Annotated in this window: 14 protein-coding genes and 1 pseudogene; 10 read left to right on the top strand and 5 right to left on the bottom strand. The window is 36.0% G+C overall.

Annotated features, from left to right (window positions below; genetic code table 11):
* Positions 1-46: 46 nt before the first annotated feature.
* Positions 47-1,311: pseudogene (locus QF028_RS12145) on the bottom strand (IS110 family transposase).
* 261 nt (positions 1,312-1,572) lie between these two features.
* Between QF028_RS12145 and QF028_RS12140 the strand changes: the two are divergent.
* The 5 genes from QF028_RS12140 to QF028_RS12120 all read left to right on the top strand — a co-directional run bounded on the left by QF028_RS12140 (position 1,573) and on the right by QF028_RS12120 (position 5,360).
* A complete protein-coding gene (locus QF028_RS12140; RefSeq protein ID WP_429465702.1) occupies positions 1,573-1,782 on the top strand; it encodes a hypothetical protein in 210 nt (69 codons plus the stop codon).
* A 64-nt stretch (positions 1,783-1,846) separates the two neighbouring features.
* Positions 1,847-2,407: a hypothetical protein gene (locus QF028_RS12135; RefSeq protein ID WP_429465700.1), complete on the top strand. Its 561-nt coding sequence runs from the start codon at positions 1,847-1,849 to the stop codon at positions 2,405-2,407.
* Positions 2,408-3,230: 823 nt separating this feature from the next.
* A complete protein-coding gene (locus tag QF028_RS12130; RefSeq protein ID WP_429465698.1) occupies positions 3,231-4,451 on the top strand; it encodes an ammonium transporter in 1,221 nt (406 codons plus the stop codon).
* 21 nt (positions 4,452-4,472) lie between these two features.
* Positions 4,473-4,835, top strand: a complete 363-nt coding sequence (locus tag QF028_RS12125) for a P-II family nitrogen regulator (RefSeq protein ID WP_214716648.1) — start codon at positions 4,473-4,475, stop codon at positions 4,833-4,835.
* A 141-nt stretch (positions 4,836-4,976) separates the two neighbouring features.
* A complete protein-coding gene (locus QF028_RS12120; protein ID WP_429465696.1) occupies positions 4,977-5,360 on the top strand; it encodes a YkvA family protein in 384 nt (127 codons plus the stop codon).
* 505 nt (positions 5,361-5,865) lie between these two features.
* Here QF028_RS12120 and QF028_RS12115 read toward each other — a convergent pair.
* The 3 genes from QF028_RS12115 to QF028_RS12105 form a co-directional block, all read right to left on the bottom strand.
* A complete protein-coding gene (locus tag QF028_RS12115; RefSeq protein ID WP_429465694.1) occupies positions 5,866-7,140 on the bottom strand; it encodes an IS110 family transposase in 1,275 nt (424 codons plus the stop codon).
* Positions 7,141-7,324: 184 nt separating this feature from the next.
* The gene (locus QF028_RS12110) at positions 7,325-8,410 is read right to left on the bottom strand and encodes an NAD(P)H-dependent flavin oxidoreductase (protein ID WP_429465692.1); all 1,086 of its coding nucleotides are present in this window, start codon (positions 8,408-8,410) and stop codon (positions 7,325-7,327) included.
* Between the two features lie 23 nt (positions 8,411-8,433).
* The gene (locus QF028_RS12105; protein WP_429472294.1) at positions 8,434-9,615 is read right to left on the bottom strand and encodes a YbfB/YjiJ family MFS transporter; all 1,182 of its coding nucleotides are present in this window, start codon (positions 9,613-9,615) and stop codon (positions 8,434-8,436) included.
* A gap of 126 nt (positions 9,616-9,741) precedes the next feature.
* On the opposite strand from QF028_RS12105, the gene QF028_RS12100 reads away from it, so the two are divergent.
* From QF028_RS12100 to QF028_RS12080, 5 genes are all read left to right on the top strand, one after another.
* Positions 9,742-10,602 (top strand): LysR family transcriptional regulator, encoded by an 861-nt coding sequence (locus tag QF028_RS12100; RefSeq protein ID WP_429465690.1) that lies wholly within the window; start codon positions 9,742-9,744, stop codon positions 10,600-10,602.
* Positions 10,603-10,866: 264 nt separating this feature from the next.
* Positions 10,867-12,141 (top strand): IS110 family transposase, encoded by a 1,275-nt coding sequence (locus QF028_RS12095; RefSeq protein ID WP_429465521.1) that lies wholly within the window; start codon positions 10,867-10,869, stop codon positions 12,139-12,141.
* A gap of 515 nt (positions 12,142-12,656) precedes the next feature.
* Complete coding sequence (locus QF028_RS12090) at positions 12,657-13,472, top strand: lipid II flippase Amj family protein (RefSeq protein ID WP_429465688.1); 816 nt, start codon at positions 12,657-12,659, stop codon at positions 13,470-13,472.
* A 265-nt stretch (positions 13,473-13,737) separates the two neighbouring features.
* On the top strand, positions 13,738-14,013 hold the full coding sequence (locus tag QF028_RS12085; RefSeq protein WP_429465686.1) for a DUF3986 family protein: 276 nt from the start codon (positions 13,738-13,740) through the stop codon (positions 14,011-14,013).
* A gap of 110 nt (positions 14,014-14,123) precedes the next feature.
* A complete protein-coding gene (locus tag QF028_RS12080) occupies positions 14,124-14,372 on the top strand; it encodes a hypothetical protein (protein ID WP_429465685.1) in 249 nt (82 codons plus the stop codon).
* A 260-nt stretch (positions 14,373-14,632) separates the two neighbouring features.
* Here QF028_RS12080 and QF028_RS12075 read toward each other — a convergent pair whose 3' ends face one another.
* Positions 14,633-15,109, bottom strand: coding sequence for a hypothetical protein (locus QF028_RS12075; RefSeq protein WP_429465683.1), 477 nt, complete (start codon positions 15,107-15,109; stop codon positions 14,633-14,635).
* Between the last annotated feature and the right edge of the window lie 180 nt (positions 15,110-15,289).

Genomic DNA, 15,289 nt, shown 5'->3' with positions numbered 1-15,289 from the left:
AACTACTTGATATATTCGCTTTTTAGAGGACATAGTAAAGGCTACTTTATGCTGCTATTGGTGTTAAAGGTTGTACTTTTACAGGACAATAGGACTCATTACGTCGTGCCATTACAACCAGTATTCTTGCGAGCTTACCAACCAGTTTCATAATTGATTTCATTTTCTTCATTTTTTTCACTTTAACATTGTTGGAGTGAAGCCCCTTGAACTCAGGGTTGTTCATGATAAGACTCATTGTTGCTAAGAACAAGAAACGCCGAAGACGAGATCTCCCACGTTTAGAGAGGACAATTTGCCCTTTCCATTTACCCGAGCTTGCCTCTGCTAGATGTAATCCCGCATGTCGTAATAGAGAGTTACCGTGGGCGAAGCCGCTTAAATCTCCTGCCTCTCCTAAAATGCCTGCCAGTGTAATCTCACTAATTCCTTTAATGGCAAGTAATTTCCTTGCGAAAGGTATTTGTTGAAGTATGTCAGTGACTTCTTTTTCAACTCTTTCGAGTTGGGCTGTAGCGAGATCAAATTCTTCAAGTAATTGTTCCAGGTGTAGTTTATAAGCATCATGTGCTTGTTGGTTACCAACAGAACGTTTAGCGAATTCAATTAATGATTTTGCTTTTATAAATCCAGCGTGTCGCTTCATCAGTGTTTTCCACCCCTTTACGATATCCTGGGCTTCCATGGAACGTAATTCGACTGGTGTAGGGAATAAGCGAAGGGTTGCGATTGCCCCTTTCCCTTTTACGTCTTTAAACACTTGTCGGTTCAGGGAAGACAATATCTACCCAACGATTTATTTGGTTAATCGAACTGACGAGTCGTTTAACGATCACGTCACGGTTAGACATGAGTACCCGAAGTTTTTCGAAAGCCTCTGAAGGTGGGCGAATAAAGGCGTAGTAGCCATTCTTCACCATATCAGCGATGACGAGAGCGTCTTTTTTATCACTTTTGGATTGGGTATTATCTCGATTTTCTTTATTCCTTTTTACAAGATGAGGGTTAACCGTTACTACATCAATGTTTTGTTCGTAAAGCCATTTTGATAGGTTAATCCAGTAATGTCCGGTAGGTTCCATACCAACGATAGCTGTATTCAAATTTTTTGTAGCTTTTAACCCGTTGATCCATTCTAGCAAAGCCCTCTTCATTATTTTCAAAAGAGAGAGGATCACCGACCACAATACCACGGTAGTTTACAGCTCGAGCGACATGGACTTGTTGTGCAATATCAACTCCGACAACGAGATGGCGGTCTGAGATTCTTTCAATAAGTTGATTTTGTTTTTCTTGCATTTTATACTTCATAGTAGAGCTTCCTCCTAAAGCGTTCTCTTCGGGGTGTTCAGCTGTAACAGGTGTTGAAGCGATTTCGAATGGAGTAACCATCATTTCAAGAGCCTATGATATTCATCCAGACCCAACAGAACCAAAACGGTTCTATCTATGGTGGCAGAAGATGCTTTTGGACGGGGAATTTTTTAATATATTATTCAGTTTGCTACGATGGCAATATTAATACTAGCTGCTAATACAGCCTTTAATGGGTTTCCGATTCTGGGGTCACTCATGGCACAAGATAAAAATATGCCCCGAATGTTTGCCAACAGAGGAGACCGTTTAGCTTTTAACTATGGAATAATTACACTGGGAATATTAGCGAGTTTTTTACTTATTGTTTTTGGTGGGAGAACTGAAGCATTAATTCCCCTTTATTGGTGTTTTCTTATCCTTTACGATGGCACAAGTAGGTCTCGTCTTGAAATGGTGAAGAGATAAATCACAGGGATGGCAAAGGAAAGCAATTATAAATGGAATAGGTGCAGTAGTAACTTTTTTTGTAGTGGTTATATTCAGTGTTACCAAATTTGAAGAAGGGGCTTGGATTGTTGTTGTTATTACTCCTATAATGTTATGGGTAATCACCAAAATTAGTAAACATTATGACAGTGTAGGTAAGCAATTAAAATTTGATTTAACTGAGCCAATACCAAGTACGGATACAGTTATAATCATTCCGGTTGCAGGTATTAATAAGGTAATTGTATCACCAATTTCGTATGCCAAATCACTCACTACAAATGTTGTAGCATTTTATGTTGCATTTTCTCCTGAAGATGCTAAAAAGATGGAAGAAAGATGGGACGAATGGAATCCAGGTGTTCGATTAGTTGTGGTCACGTCACGTTACCGTACATTAATAAAGCCACTAATTGAATTTATAGAGCGTATTGACCACCACTATAAACATCAGAAGAAATTAACTGTCCTATTACCTGAATTTATTACCCATAAGTGGTGGCACCGCCTATTACACAATCAATCATCATTTCGTATCCGTACCTTACTGTTAAATAGAAAAGACGTTGTGGTTTCGACAGTTCCTTTTCATTTAAAGGATTAATACCATATTACTTAATTCAAAAGTTCAATGATTTATTCATTGGGCTTTTTTATTATTTTTAGATGTTATCGAAAAAGATTAAAAAATAGGGGATAGGAAAAAATATCAATATAAATGTAATTAAGGAGTGTTTCATATGGAACAGGTATGTAAAATTTGTGGGAATCGTAATGAAGATAATGAAAAAGATACTGAATTATCAGTTCTAATATTGTGTGAAAGTTGTTTAAAAAGTGATAATTTCTATTCTCTACTAGATCAAATTTTTCTTAATTTTAATTGATACTTGGAAGGAATTCTTTACCCTAACTAATGTAAGGTGTAAGTCGGAGTCTATTAAAAGGTGATTCTTGTTTTTGTTTAACAAACGGGTTTTTGAGTTTAAGAAAGAACGGTCGTCAACAGGCAATCTTTTTTTATTCCATTACTTTTTGAAAATCAGAACGTACACCTTGACGATACTCGAACATTAACAACAAAATCTCTAAACCTTGACTAACCGCAATCTATACTTGGGACTTTATTACTTTAAATTTGACGTTAAGGTGAGTCATTCATCCACTGTACAAAAAGGCGTTAAGGAAATGCCTCCGCCTTATCAAACCAATCGATCGGTCTACTCAATTTTTGCACCGGGTTAGCAATCAGATGCATTTCTGGTTCCTGGATATACAATCAAAGGAATATAAACTAATATGGATTAATTTAACAATACGAATTAAAAATTTTGTTGAAAATTAAGAAGTTATGCAATATGATATTTTTATTAACGAAACCATGTAAGGAAATATAACATAAGAATTTTAAAGAGGAGATGAAAAACATGCAGATGGCGGATACAGTATTTATGTTTTTGTCAACCATTATGGTTTGGATTATGACACCGGGAATAGCACTATTTTACGGAGGTATGGTAAAGAGTAAAAACGTGTTAAGCACGGCGATGTACAGCTTTGGTTCAATTGCAATTGTTTCTATTATTTGGATTCTTTTTGGTTATTCGCTTGCTTTTTCAACACATGGAAATCCGTTTATTGGTGGTTTAGATTGGGTAGGATTAAAAGGTGTAACCTTTAAACCTAATAATGATTACAGTGCAACAATTCCTCATAATCTGTTTATGATGTACCAGCTAACCTTTGCCGTTTTAACGGCAGCGCTTATTTCAGGTGCCTTCGCAGAGCGTATGCGTTTCTCTGCATTTGCTATCTTCACAGTCCTATGGTCCATTTTGGTATACTCTCCTGTAGCCCACTGGGTTTGGGGAGTAGGAGGATGGATTCGTAATCTCGGAGCGCTCGATTTTGCCGGAGGAAACGTCGTGCATATTACATCCGGTGTTACCGGACTGGTGCTTGCGATCGTTCTTGGGAAAAGAAAAGATGCTGTCACCACGACTCCTCACAACCTGCCACTTACTATATTGGGAGGAGCCTTAGTCTGGTTTGGATGGTTTGGCTTTAATGTTGGGAGTGCTTTAACCCTTAATGATGTGGCGATGTACGCTTTTATCAATACGAATACGGCAGCAGCTGCCGGAATCATTGGCTGGTTAGTAATAGAATGGCTGATAAATAAAAAACCTACGATGCTTGGAGCTATCTCAGGTGCAGTGGCAGGACTTGTTGCGATCACCCCTGCTGCAGGATTTGTTACACCGGCTTCCGCTATTCTTATTGGATTCCTTGGAGGTTCGATTTGTTATTGGGGAGTCTTCTGGGTAAAAGAAAAATTCGGATATGATGATGCTCTAGATGCGTTTGGATTGCATGGAATTGGCGGAACATGGGGCGGTATTGCGACTGGTTTGTTTGCCACAAAATCCGTGAATGCAGGTGGAGCAGATGGATTATTTTATGGAGATCCAAGCTTAGTATTAAAGCAGTTAATTGCAATTGTTGCAACATATCTATTTGTTGGGATAGTATCATATATAATTATTAAAGTTGTAAAAGTCTTCGTCCCTGTCCGGGCAAATGAACATGAAGAATCTCTCGGATTAGATATTACACTGCATGGAGAAAAAGCCTATCACGAAGCATAATTTTCCTAAAAGGGTGATCGTATGAGCGAAGTTCTAACAAAAATCGAAATTATTACACGTCCAACAAAATTTGAAGAATTGAAACAAGCCCTGGCTCAAATCGAAGTGAGTGGAATTACAGTAACCCATGCTCTTGGTGCAGGTTTTCAAAAAGGGTATACCGAAACATACCGGGGCAGGAAATTCGATGTTAATATGTACGAACGGATAAAGGTTGAAATCGTCGTTTGCAAGGTTCCTGTACAGTTAGTAATTGATACGGCACGAAAAGTGTTAAATACCGGACAGCCAGGTGACGGGAAAATTTTTGTATATGAAATTGCCAATGTTATTAAAATACGTACCGGTGAAGAAGGCTATGATGCACTACAAAACACGAAATAGAATGTTTTCTACCTACAAAGTCGCCATATTAGGCGGCTTTATTTATTGTATTAACGAAGCAAATTAGTGAAATAAACAAAATCCTTTGAAATCTTTTTTGTTATAATGGAAATAAAATCTTAACTGTTATTAGGAGATAAAATGCTTAAGAAAATTAAGGCTTGGGCGAGGAATTTAAAACGACATATATTTATTCTTTACTGTGCTTGTAAAGACGAAAGAGTACCTTGGTATGCTAAATTATATACTGCTTGTGTTGTAACTTATGCATTCAGTCCGATTGACCTAATACCTGATTTTATACCCATTCTTGGCTATTTAGACGATGTAATTCTCGTTCCAATAGGGATAAGGATTGCGTTAAAGATGATACCAAAGAGTGTAATATCTGACTGTGAAGTTAAGGCAGAAGAAATGATGAAAAACGGTAAGCCGACGAATTGGATAGTCGGTTCAATAATAGTATTGATTTGGGGTTTAATTATAATAGAGGCTATTATAAAAGTTTATCGCTTCTTCAGCTAACGGGTGCAAGAGTTTAAGACCGGTAGCTACTTCGCCAGCTTTTTTTGCTTGTTCCACTCCCTCAGTTAAATACGATTTTCTCCCGAATGCTCGCTAATTCGCAGGATTTCATAACCTTTGGTATAGCTTTAACGATTAAATGAAATGAGTTCAGATTATTAGGCTTCGTGAAGGCATAGGGAAATAGAGGAGAGATTTATAACTCCATATTTTACCATATGATGTACATGCTCCACGCCACCCTTGGAGGCTTTCCCTCCCATGTCTCAACGGGTCAAATGCCCTATCATTCCTTCGTCATGCCTATCCAAGGGGTGGAGGCCAGTTATGCTAACGGGATGGGTCAAAGCCCTTTTGTGGAACAAACCTGGTACTCCGTACATGTTTGAAATCCTACGAATAAGCCAACATTCGATAAGTGCAAGACAACCTCTTTATTGTTATGATTTAAGAAAGTTTATCCTTTTGGAAAAACTAGTAAGTGTTTCTAATAATCTATTAGTTCTTATGCTGCTAGGGAAGATAAAGGTTGTAATTTTTCTGGATAATAGGATTCATTTCGTTTGGCCATTCCAACAAATATCCTAGCCAGTTTACCAACCAATTTCATAATTGATTTCATCTTCTTAATTTTTTTCACCTTAACATTTGAGGTGTGTAAAGCTTTAAACTCAGGGTTGTTCATGACAAGGCTCATCGTCGCTAAGTAGAGAAAACGCCGAAGTCTAGATCTTCCCCGTTTAGAAATGACAATTTGTCCTTTCCACTTTCCCGAACTTGCTTCAGCTAGGTGTAATCCTGCATGACGTAGTAAAGAATTGCCGTGGGCAAAGCCACTTAAATCTCCAGCTTCCCCTAATATACCTGCCAATGAAATCTCACTAATTCCTTTAATGCTAAGCAATTGATTAGCATAAGGAATTTGTTTAAGTACTTCTGCCACTTGTTTTTCAACTCTTTCGAGTTGTGTTGTTGCGAGGTCAAATTCCTCTAGTAATTGTTGTAGATGAAATTTATAAGCATCAAGTGCTTGCTTAGTGCCAATCGAACGATTAGCTAAATGAATAAGTAATTGGGCCTTTTTTAATCCAGGCTGTCTCTTCATCAGTGACTTCCACCCGATAACAACATTTTGAGGTTGCATTGAACGCAATTCCATAGGGGTAGGAAATAAACGAAGAGTTGCGATTGCCCCTTTACCTTTCACGTCTTTAAAAACTTGTCGGAGCTCTGGAAAGACAACATCTACCCAACGATTTAATTGGTTGATCGAACTAACAAGACGCTTAACAATCACATCACGGTTAGACATAAGAACTCGAAGTTCTTCAAATGATTCAGAAGTGGGACGAACAATGGAATAGTAACCGTTTTTCACCATATCAGCGATAACTAGTGCATCTTTTTTATCGCTTTTCGACTGGGTATTATCTCTATTCTCTTTATTCCTTTTTACATGGTATGGATTTACTGTTACTACATCAATATTCTGTTCGAAAAGCCATTTTGATAGATTAATCCAGTAATGTCCCGTAGGTTCCATGCCGACTATAGTGGTAACTAAGTTATTTGTCCTTTTTAATTTGTTAACCCAGTGCAATAAAATAGTAAATCCATCTTCGTTATTTTCAAATGTGAGAGGATCGCCGACTACAATTCCACGGAAATTCACCGCTCGAGCGACGTGAAATTGTTGAGCAATGTCCACACCAACAACGAGATGTTTATCGGAAATTCTTTCTATTAGTTGATTTTGTTTGTCTTGCATTTTAAACTTCATAGTAGGGGTTCCTCCTAGGGTTTTGAGTTAGAGTGGTGTCTATACTCATATCTTACTGAGGAGCTCTTTTTTTATCAAAGTCAATAATTAACTCTCTACAGGAATGCTAACGTAAGCAGGTTAGCTCAATAAGGTATACATAAAAACCTAGTTTTTTTGGCTAGGCTTTTATGTACATTAGAATTTACCTCGCTTCCATTGAACTTAATTTTTTTGCTTCTGTAATAATATTTTTAATTAATGATTCAACGGTTTGACTTTTGGCTAATCTTGGACTTTGACCAGACCAAAGTGAAATGAAATCTTGATTGTTTTGTGCAGCAGAAGTTTTTCTAATATCTTGAGTTAATGTGTTTTGAACAGGATAATCTGGTAAAAGTGGTTCGTGCTTCTGCATTTCTAAAATAAATTTATTTTTAATTCCTCTTGCCCATTTTCCAGAAAATGAACGAGTGAAAACAGTTTGGTCTTCGTTCGCATTAAGAATTGCTTCTTTATATACCTTTTGTGCTCCACTTTCCATACAAGTCAAGAAAGCTGTCCCCATTTGCACGCCCATTGCTCCTAAACATATAGAAGCTATTAATCCTCTTCCATCCATAATTCCTCCAGCAGCGACAACAGGAATGCTTACATTGTCCACAACTTGTGGAATTAATGACATTAAACCAATCAAACTTTCTTGTGAACTATTAATAAAGTTCCCACGATGCCCACCAGCTTCACTGCCTTGTGCCACAACAATATCCATTCCTGCTTTTTCATTTTCAACTGCTTCTGTAACAGTAGTAGCCGTTCCCATCAGAATAATGTTTGATTGTTTTAATTCAGCAATCACTTCTTCAGAAGGAATGCCAAATGTAAAAGAACAAATAGGAACCTTTTCTTCCATTACAACCTTAATTTGTTCAACAAATTTTTCAAAAACATCATTAAAATGAGAAATTTCAAATTGCTCTTTTGAGTGCAGATTTAATTGCTGACGGATGGGGTTTAAGAACTGGTTAGCTGATTGAATTTCATTCTCTGTAACTTGAAATTCGTTCGGAACAAATAGGTTAACACCAAAAGGGTTGGACGTTAATTCCTTTATTTCCCTAACTTGTTCCCGTAATTGAACAGGGGTCATATAGCCAGCCCCGATCATGCCTAGACCCCCAGAATTTGAAACCTCAGCTACTAATTTCGAAGTTGTTACTCCTCCAGCCATAGGAGCTTGTATAATCGGATATTTAATTTTCAATAGTTTGGTCATTTCATTATTTAACATAATTACACACCTCGTTTTTAATTTTACTTACTGATTAATTTTCCTTTAGGTTTCCTCTCAAACTGAATTCCATTTAAAAGCAAACCTGCCCCAATTAAAACGACAATAGATGCTCCTATCAAAGCAGCATTAAAATTATGAGTGGATGATGATAAGATTCCAGCAAGAGTTGGTCCTATCAATTGTCCAATAGCATAAATAGCGGTTAATATGCCAATCGTTCGGCTGCTATTAGATGGATTAATTTGCCGCCCCAACGTTGTAGCAAGTGTAGTGATACCCATAAACGTGGCTCCGAATAATAAAGCACTTACGATAAAACTAGTTTTCGAAATCCAAAAGGCTGGCATCGCCATACCCAGGGATTGCAATGCCATTGCAAGAACTAAGGATTTAACGAAGCCCCATTTTTTAGCTAGTATAGACCAAATAAGGCAGGATGGAATCGCAGCCAAACCAACCATCATCCAAACTAAGGTTGCATCTTTTTGAAAGTATGAGGTCTTTTCAGCGATAGATACGATAAACGTTCCTGTAACAATGTAACCCAATCCTTCTAAACCATAGGCAATAGTCAACCATAGGAGCCATTTAGTTGGGGGGACCAGTGCAAAAGATTCTTGTTTATTTTTCATCTCAACAGTGTTGGGGGCTTCATCGAGCCAGATCCATACGAAGATGGCTAGGATTCCACTCACAACAGCTAGTCCTATCCATGTACCTTCCCACTGAAATAAATGGTTTAAACTCGGAATAATTAAACTGGATAAAAAAATTCCAAATCCTACCCCTCCATAGAATAAACCCGACCAACTGGTTTTGCTTATAACAGCAAGTTTATCTAATACGATACCAGAGGCTAGGACCAACACAAACGCACTTGAAACCCCTGAAATAAACCGAAGTACATACCAAAGTAAATAAGAGTATGTTAAACCCATTAGGGCTGTGGTTATAATGCTGATGATTAGACTAATTCTTAGGGGAATCCCTCTATACCCCTTTAAGGGAATAACGCCTGCTAAAATTGCTCCAAGCAAATATCCAGCATAATTACTTGATGCTATATAACCAGCAACTGTATTTGAAAAAGAAAGATCTTTTTGCATAAGTGGAAGAATGGGAGTATAGGCAAATCTTCCAATCCCCATAGCAATAATTAAAGACAGTATTCCCCCTATTAAAAAAAGAAAAAATTGTTTCATCAAATAAAAACCTCCAATAGAATGATGATATTTAAATCATATCTCTTTTCTGGTATATTGAATAATACATAATATTGATACTTGCTATCATCTATTTAGATGGCAAAAAAGAGGTGAGAATAATTTATGGATTTGCATAAATTAAAAATTTTCCAAACGGTTGCAAAGCTGGGGAGTATTTCACAAGCAGCAAGAGAACTTCAATATGCACAATCGAATATCACATTGAAAATACAACAATTAGAAACGGAACTTCAAACAACCTTATTTTATAGGCATAATCGTGGTACTGCTTTAACAGCCAAAGGAAGTATGTTATTAACATACACGGAAAAAATATTTCATCTTATTGAAGAAACAAAAAACGTGATGAATGATGATCAAACACCAAAAGGTCCTTTAATGATTGGTTCTATGGAAACAACTGCCGCAGTTCGCTTACCAGCCCTATTTTCAAAGTACCTTAAAGACTATCCCGACGTTGACCTAACCCTAAAAACAGGTTCTACAGAAGAAAATATTCATGGCGTTCTTCAGTATGAGCTGGATGGAGCATTTGTAGCTGGACCTATTGAACACCCTGAACTAATTCAAAAGGAAGTATTTGAAGAGAAATTGGTACTCGTAACGGATACAATTCATCCACCAATATCTTCTATCAAAGATATTCAAACAAGGACACTACTTGTTTTTCGTACTGGATGTTCTTATCGGGAAAGGCTTGAACAATGGTTTCATCAAGAGAGGGTGATTCCTAAAAAGATAATGGAATTTGGAACCCTGGATGCAATCATTGGGTGTGTATCTGCTGGTCTAGGTATAAGTATGGTTCCACAAAGCGTTGTTGCAAAACAAATACAAGATGGAACTCTTAGACATCATTCACTTCCGAATCCATTTGGAAAAGTCAAAACAGTATTCATTTATAGAAAAGATAAGTATACACCTTCATCATTATTAAAATTCATAAATATGTTAAGTAATTAAATGAGATTGTTAAATATAAGAGCTGAAATTAAAGAGTTAGAGGGTATCTTAATCAAAAAGTTTGTGAATAAATACACTTAAAGTAATGGGTGCAAGAGTTGAAGATCCAGCTGACATTTAGGCGGCTTTTTCTTATTGAAGTAACGGAGCAGATTAGCATTCCTGTAGATCGTTAAATATCAGGTTTGAAAAAAATAGAGCCCCTCAGTAAGATACGAGTATAGAGACCAATCTAACTCAAAGTCTTAAGGAGGAAGCCCTACTATGAATTTTAAAATGCAAGACAAACAAAATCAACTAATCGAAAGAATTTCCGATACACATCTTATTGTTGGTGTGGATATCGCTCAACAATTACACGTTGCAAGAGCAGTTAACTTCCGTGGAATTGTAGTGGGAGACCCTATTACATTTGAAAATAATGAAGAGGGGTTTGTTAAACTACTAAACTGGATTCATGATTTAAAAAGATTAAAAAACTTAGATGCAGCAATAGTAGGTATGGAGCCTACAGGCCATTACTGGATTAACCTTTCAAAATGGTTATTTAACCAAAAAATTGAGGTAGCAACTGTCAATCCTCACTTAGTAAAAAGGAATAAAGAGAATCGTGATAATACTCAATCTAAGAGTGATAAAAAAGATGCATTAGTTATCGCAGATATGGTCAAAAACGGATACTATTCTTTTATTCGCCCATCCTCAGAATCATTTGAGAAACTTAGAGTTCTTATGTCTAACCGTGATGTGATTGTAAAACGTCTTGTAATGTCTCTAAATCAAATAAATCGATGGGTGGATATTGTCTTTCCAGAGCTGCGACAAGTGTTTAACGATGTTTCGTGCAAAGGAGCCATCGCAACCCTTCGTTTGTTTCCAACTCCAGATGAAATATCTTCAATGGAGTCACTAGATGTCCAGAGGGGATGGAAGTCATTAATGAAAAGACAACCAGGACCTAAAAAAGCTCAATTATTGATCAACCTAGCAAAAACTTCTATTGGAACTGGACAAGCTCTTGATGCTTATAAATTCCACCTAGAACAATTATTAGAAGAATATGACCTCGCTATAAAACAACTCGAAAGAGTTGAACAACAAGTTAAAGAAGTTCTCAATAAAATACCATTTGCAAAAAAACTACTTATGATTAAAGGAATAAGTGAAATTTCATTAGCTGGGATACTAGGTGAGTCAGGTGATCTAAGTGGATTCTCTCACGGAAACTCTCTATTACGTCATGCAGGATTACATCTAGCTGAAGCAAGTTCTGGAAAGTGGAAAGGTCAGATTGTTATTTCGAAGCGTGGAAGGTCAAGACTACGACGTTTCCTATACTTAGCAACCATGAGCCTTGTGATGAATAATCCTGAATTTAAAGCAATGCATTCCCATAATGTGAAGGTTAAGAAGCTAAAGAAAATGAAATCAATAATGAAACTGATAGGTAAATTAGCAAGGATTTTTGTAGGAATAGCACGACGAAACGAGTCTTACTGTCCAAATAAAATAAAAGAATTAATCCCTTTAGCAGCCTAGAAATAAATCATTAGTTTATAATATGTATCAATTAAAATAGTTAACCTTAATTTTGAATGTTGTCTTATTCGTAGGATTTCAAATATGTACGGAGTACCAGGTTTGTTCAACAAAAGGGCACTGCGACCCATCAGGTTAGCATAACTGGCCTCCACCCCTTGGATAGGCATGACGAAGGAATGAGAGGGCAATTGACCCGTTGAGACATGGGAGGGAAAGCCTCCAGGGGCGGCGTGGAGATGTACATTATATGGTAAAATATGGAGTATTAGCTAACTCCTTTATTTAACTATGCCTTCACGAAGCCAAAATGATCTGATCTCATTTCAATGACCCGTAAATTCAATTACAAGGGTTATGAAATCCTGCGAATAAGTGAGCATTCGAGAGATATTCGTATCAAACTGAGGGAGTTGAATAAGGAAATCAATATTATTAGAATTTTTAGCACTTCTAAATAATTCCAAAACAATATAATTTAATTTATAGCTATCATTATTTTTAAGGAGATATTTATGGAACTAATTACAGGCAAGGTCTTATTAATTTCTCTGTTCATATTGATAATTACAATGATTGAAACATTAGCTTATTCAACTAGAATTTCAGGAGCACGAGTAAAATTAATTGCAACAGCATTATCCTTGTTTAGTACACTGGTGATTGTTTCAAGGTTTTCTACGATGTTTCAACAACCTTTGACAGCTAAACTGATTGCAGAAGCACCAGATATAAACAAATTACACTACATTGAGGAACAATATAGAATTTTAATCGGTGTAACTACAATTGGCGTATTGTTCGGCATTCTGTTGTTTCCGACCTTCATTAATATCTTTTCAAGAGCTATTGTGCAGCTTTCAAATCAACGAGGTTCAATAATTGGTTTGTTTGCTAATCAATTCAATCGAAATGGCATAAGAAAAATTTTTATGTGTTTTAGGCTACCTAGATTTACATATCTAAAGGGAATTACCTGGAAAACTATTCCGAAACGACTCTTCGTGATTAATGTTATCATTTCAGCTGTTTTTACAATTGGGGTACTATCCTCAATATATGCATCTATGTTAGTACCTAAAGGTTATGCTCAGGCTGCATCAATGTCTTCTGGGATTATAAATGGTATAGCAACAATTTTATTATCATTGTTTATTGACCCTAAAGCTTCCGTATTAGCTGATAAAGTAATGAAAAAACAAACTAATTATATATATTTAAAAAGTTATTCTTTGACAATGATCAGTTCTAAATTTTTGGGTACTGTTGTGGCTCAATTACTGTTTATTCCTGCCGCATATTATGTAGCTTGGTTTGCTAAGTTGATTTAATGGGTTATTGCTAAATTAACGTGTGCTAGAGTAAAACACTAGGAGTTGCTTCGGCAACTCTTTTTGTTGTGTCAACTAAAGGGATGAATTGACATCCTTTTTTTCAGGATTTTGAAAAGATACACTTAAGCTAACGGGTGCGATGCTTCAATTACGAAGGATCACTTTTCCCTTATTCAAGTAACGTAAGCAGTTTACTTGAAGAAGGATTGTTGATTCAATCTGCCGAATTGTTTAATTTAAATGATAAAAATAGAGGTGCTTAATGGAAATTTTGTATGATGATAAAAATCATCTGCATTTAGGTTATTACGAGGATAATTGTGATTATGAGTCGATAGCATTTAAAAGACAATTTGAGGATATATGGGATATATTCTTTGATTTTAAAGGGTATGGGATTAAAAATATTACATCAGAAAACGAATTAACATTAGAACCATTTGGAACAAGAATTTTTTCCGTTTACAATAAAGAAATTGATTATGATATTGGAGTACAGCAGTTTAAGCAATGGTTATGCATTAATAAGATAATTTAAATTGGGTTGAAGAAATGACTGCTGCGGCGTTGTGTTGTTGTGTTAACGTTCAAGATAGTCCAATAAGAATCGGGCATATTAGGGTAACACAAAATTGAGGGAGTGGAAAAATGAAAAAATATTATATCGCAGTGACGTATGAAGTTTGTGAACATAATAATCTTTATTTAGATATGAACGAATATAATATAGAGGCTTCCGAGGATATGGATAAACAAATAAGGGAATTGGCAAAAGTGGATGTTGCTCCCGTGGTTAAGGTTTATGAATCGGATACAAGTGATTTTAAAGAATTTAGGCTTTACAAAGAATATAAATTCAAGGAATATGAGTGTGGTTGTAATAGTAGTGAATATTAGTGTTATTCAATCTGAAGGGTGCAATACTTTAAGAAGGCATTCTTTTTTTTGTTCAGCTAACGGGGCAGGTTAGCCAAAATGATCTGATCTCATTTCAATTACCCGGAAATCCAATAACAAGGGTTATGAAATCCTGCGAATAAGTGAGCATTCGAGAGATATTCGTATCAAACTGAGGGAGTTCAATAAAAATAAACGCCCAAGGATTCCATTGGCGTTTATTTTATTGAAGACACGCTAATTTCTTTGATCTAGTGTTCCTAAGTTTCCTCGGCATCATATATAAATTGCAAAAGTGTATATCTCAAAAAAAATCCAATCCCTATTCCGATGGGTAAAGACAACATTGGTAGCCAAATTGGTCCGAGTAATATTCCTTTTACTTTAAATGTTGCTGAGTAAATAAGCCCTAATGTAACTAAATAAGCGGAAAACACAAACGGAAGAAACGCTAAGGATGCTTTTTTACCGTTTGCATCACTGTAAGCATCCCAAATCGCAAAAAAATAAAGACAAGGATAAAACATCAACCATTGGTAATTCGTTTGTCCAATGGCTTTTTCAATTTCCCCATTAAAACTCAGAATAATTACATCATTAAAGTTGGATTGGACATTAATCAATATTTCTAATCCAATGAAAAGTAATCCCTTAAAAAATTTCTTGTTCAGAATTTGAGCAAACCCAGGTAAAGCAATACTCCAAAGTATTTTTTCAAGCTCATCTTTTGTTATCATTGATATTCACTTCTATCACTTTTCTTTTACTATTCGTATTTATTTGGAGATGGGGTGGTTCTTCCATCCCTCCATCAAAATTTCCTCCAATTTTCTTCTTCGAATTTTTCAAGCAAATTTATTTTCCTTAATACAGTATTGAAATATTCTAGCTAAAGGAAAAAATATTATTTTCTATAA

It is taken from the genome of Neobacillus sp. B4I6 (assembly GCF_050434045.1).
Taxonomy (GTDB): Bacteria; Bacillota; Bacilli; order Bacillales; family Cytobacillaceae; genus Neobacillus.
The sequence above is the reverse complement of the archived record's forward strand: the minus strand, read 5'-3'. Positions and strand labels throughout refer to the sequence as shown.

Coding starts and splice junctions, on each gene's coding strand:
- QF028_RS12140 (WP_429465702.1), top strand. CDS start 1,573: ATGGCACAAGATAAAAATATGCCCCGAATGTTTGCCAACAGAGGAGAC.
- QF028_RS12130 (WP_429465698.1), top strand. CDS start 3,231: ATGCAGATGGCGGATACAGTATTTATGTTTTTGTCAACCATTATGGTT.
- QF028_RS12125 (WP_214716648.1), top strand. CDS start 4,473: ATGAGCGAAGTTCTAACAAAAATCGAAATTATTACACGTCCAACAAAA.
- QF028_RS12120 (WP_429465696.1), top strand. CDS start 4,977: ATGCTTAAGAAAATTAAGGCTTGGGCGAGGAATTTAAAACGACATATA.
- QF028_RS12115 (WP_429465694.1), bottom strand. CDS start 7,140: ATGAAGTTTAAAATGCAAGACAAACAAAATCAACTAATAGAAAGAATT.
- QF028_RS12110 (WP_429465692.1), bottom strand. CDS start 8,410: ATGTTAAATAATGAAATGACCAAACTATTGAAAATTAAATATCCGATT.
- QF028_RS12105 (WP_429472294.1), bottom strand. CDS start 9,615: ATGAAACAATTTTTTCTTTTTTTAATAGGGGGAATACTGTCTTTAATT.
- QF028_RS12100 (WP_429465690.1), top strand. CDS start 9,742: ATGGATTTGCATAAATTAAAAATTTTCCAAACGGTTGCAAAGCTGGGG.
- QF028_RS12095 (WP_429465521.1), top strand. CDS start 10,867: ATGAATTTTAAAATGCAAGACAAACAAAATCAACTAATCGAAAGAATT.
- QF028_RS12090 (WP_429465688.1), top strand. CDS start 12,657: ATGGAACTAATTACAGGCAAGGTCTTATTAATTTCTCTGTTCATATTG.
- QF028_RS12085 (WP_429465686.1), top strand. CDS start 13,738: ATGGAAATTTTGTATGATGATAAAAATCATCTGCATTTAGGTTATTAC.
- QF028_RS12080 (WP_429465685.1), top strand. CDS start 14,124: ATGAAAAAATATTATATCGCAGTGACGTATGAAGTTTGTGAACATAAT.
- QF028_RS12075 (WP_429465683.1), bottom strand. CDS start 15,109: ATGATAACAAAAGATGAGCTTGAAAAAATACTTTGGAGTATTGCTTTA.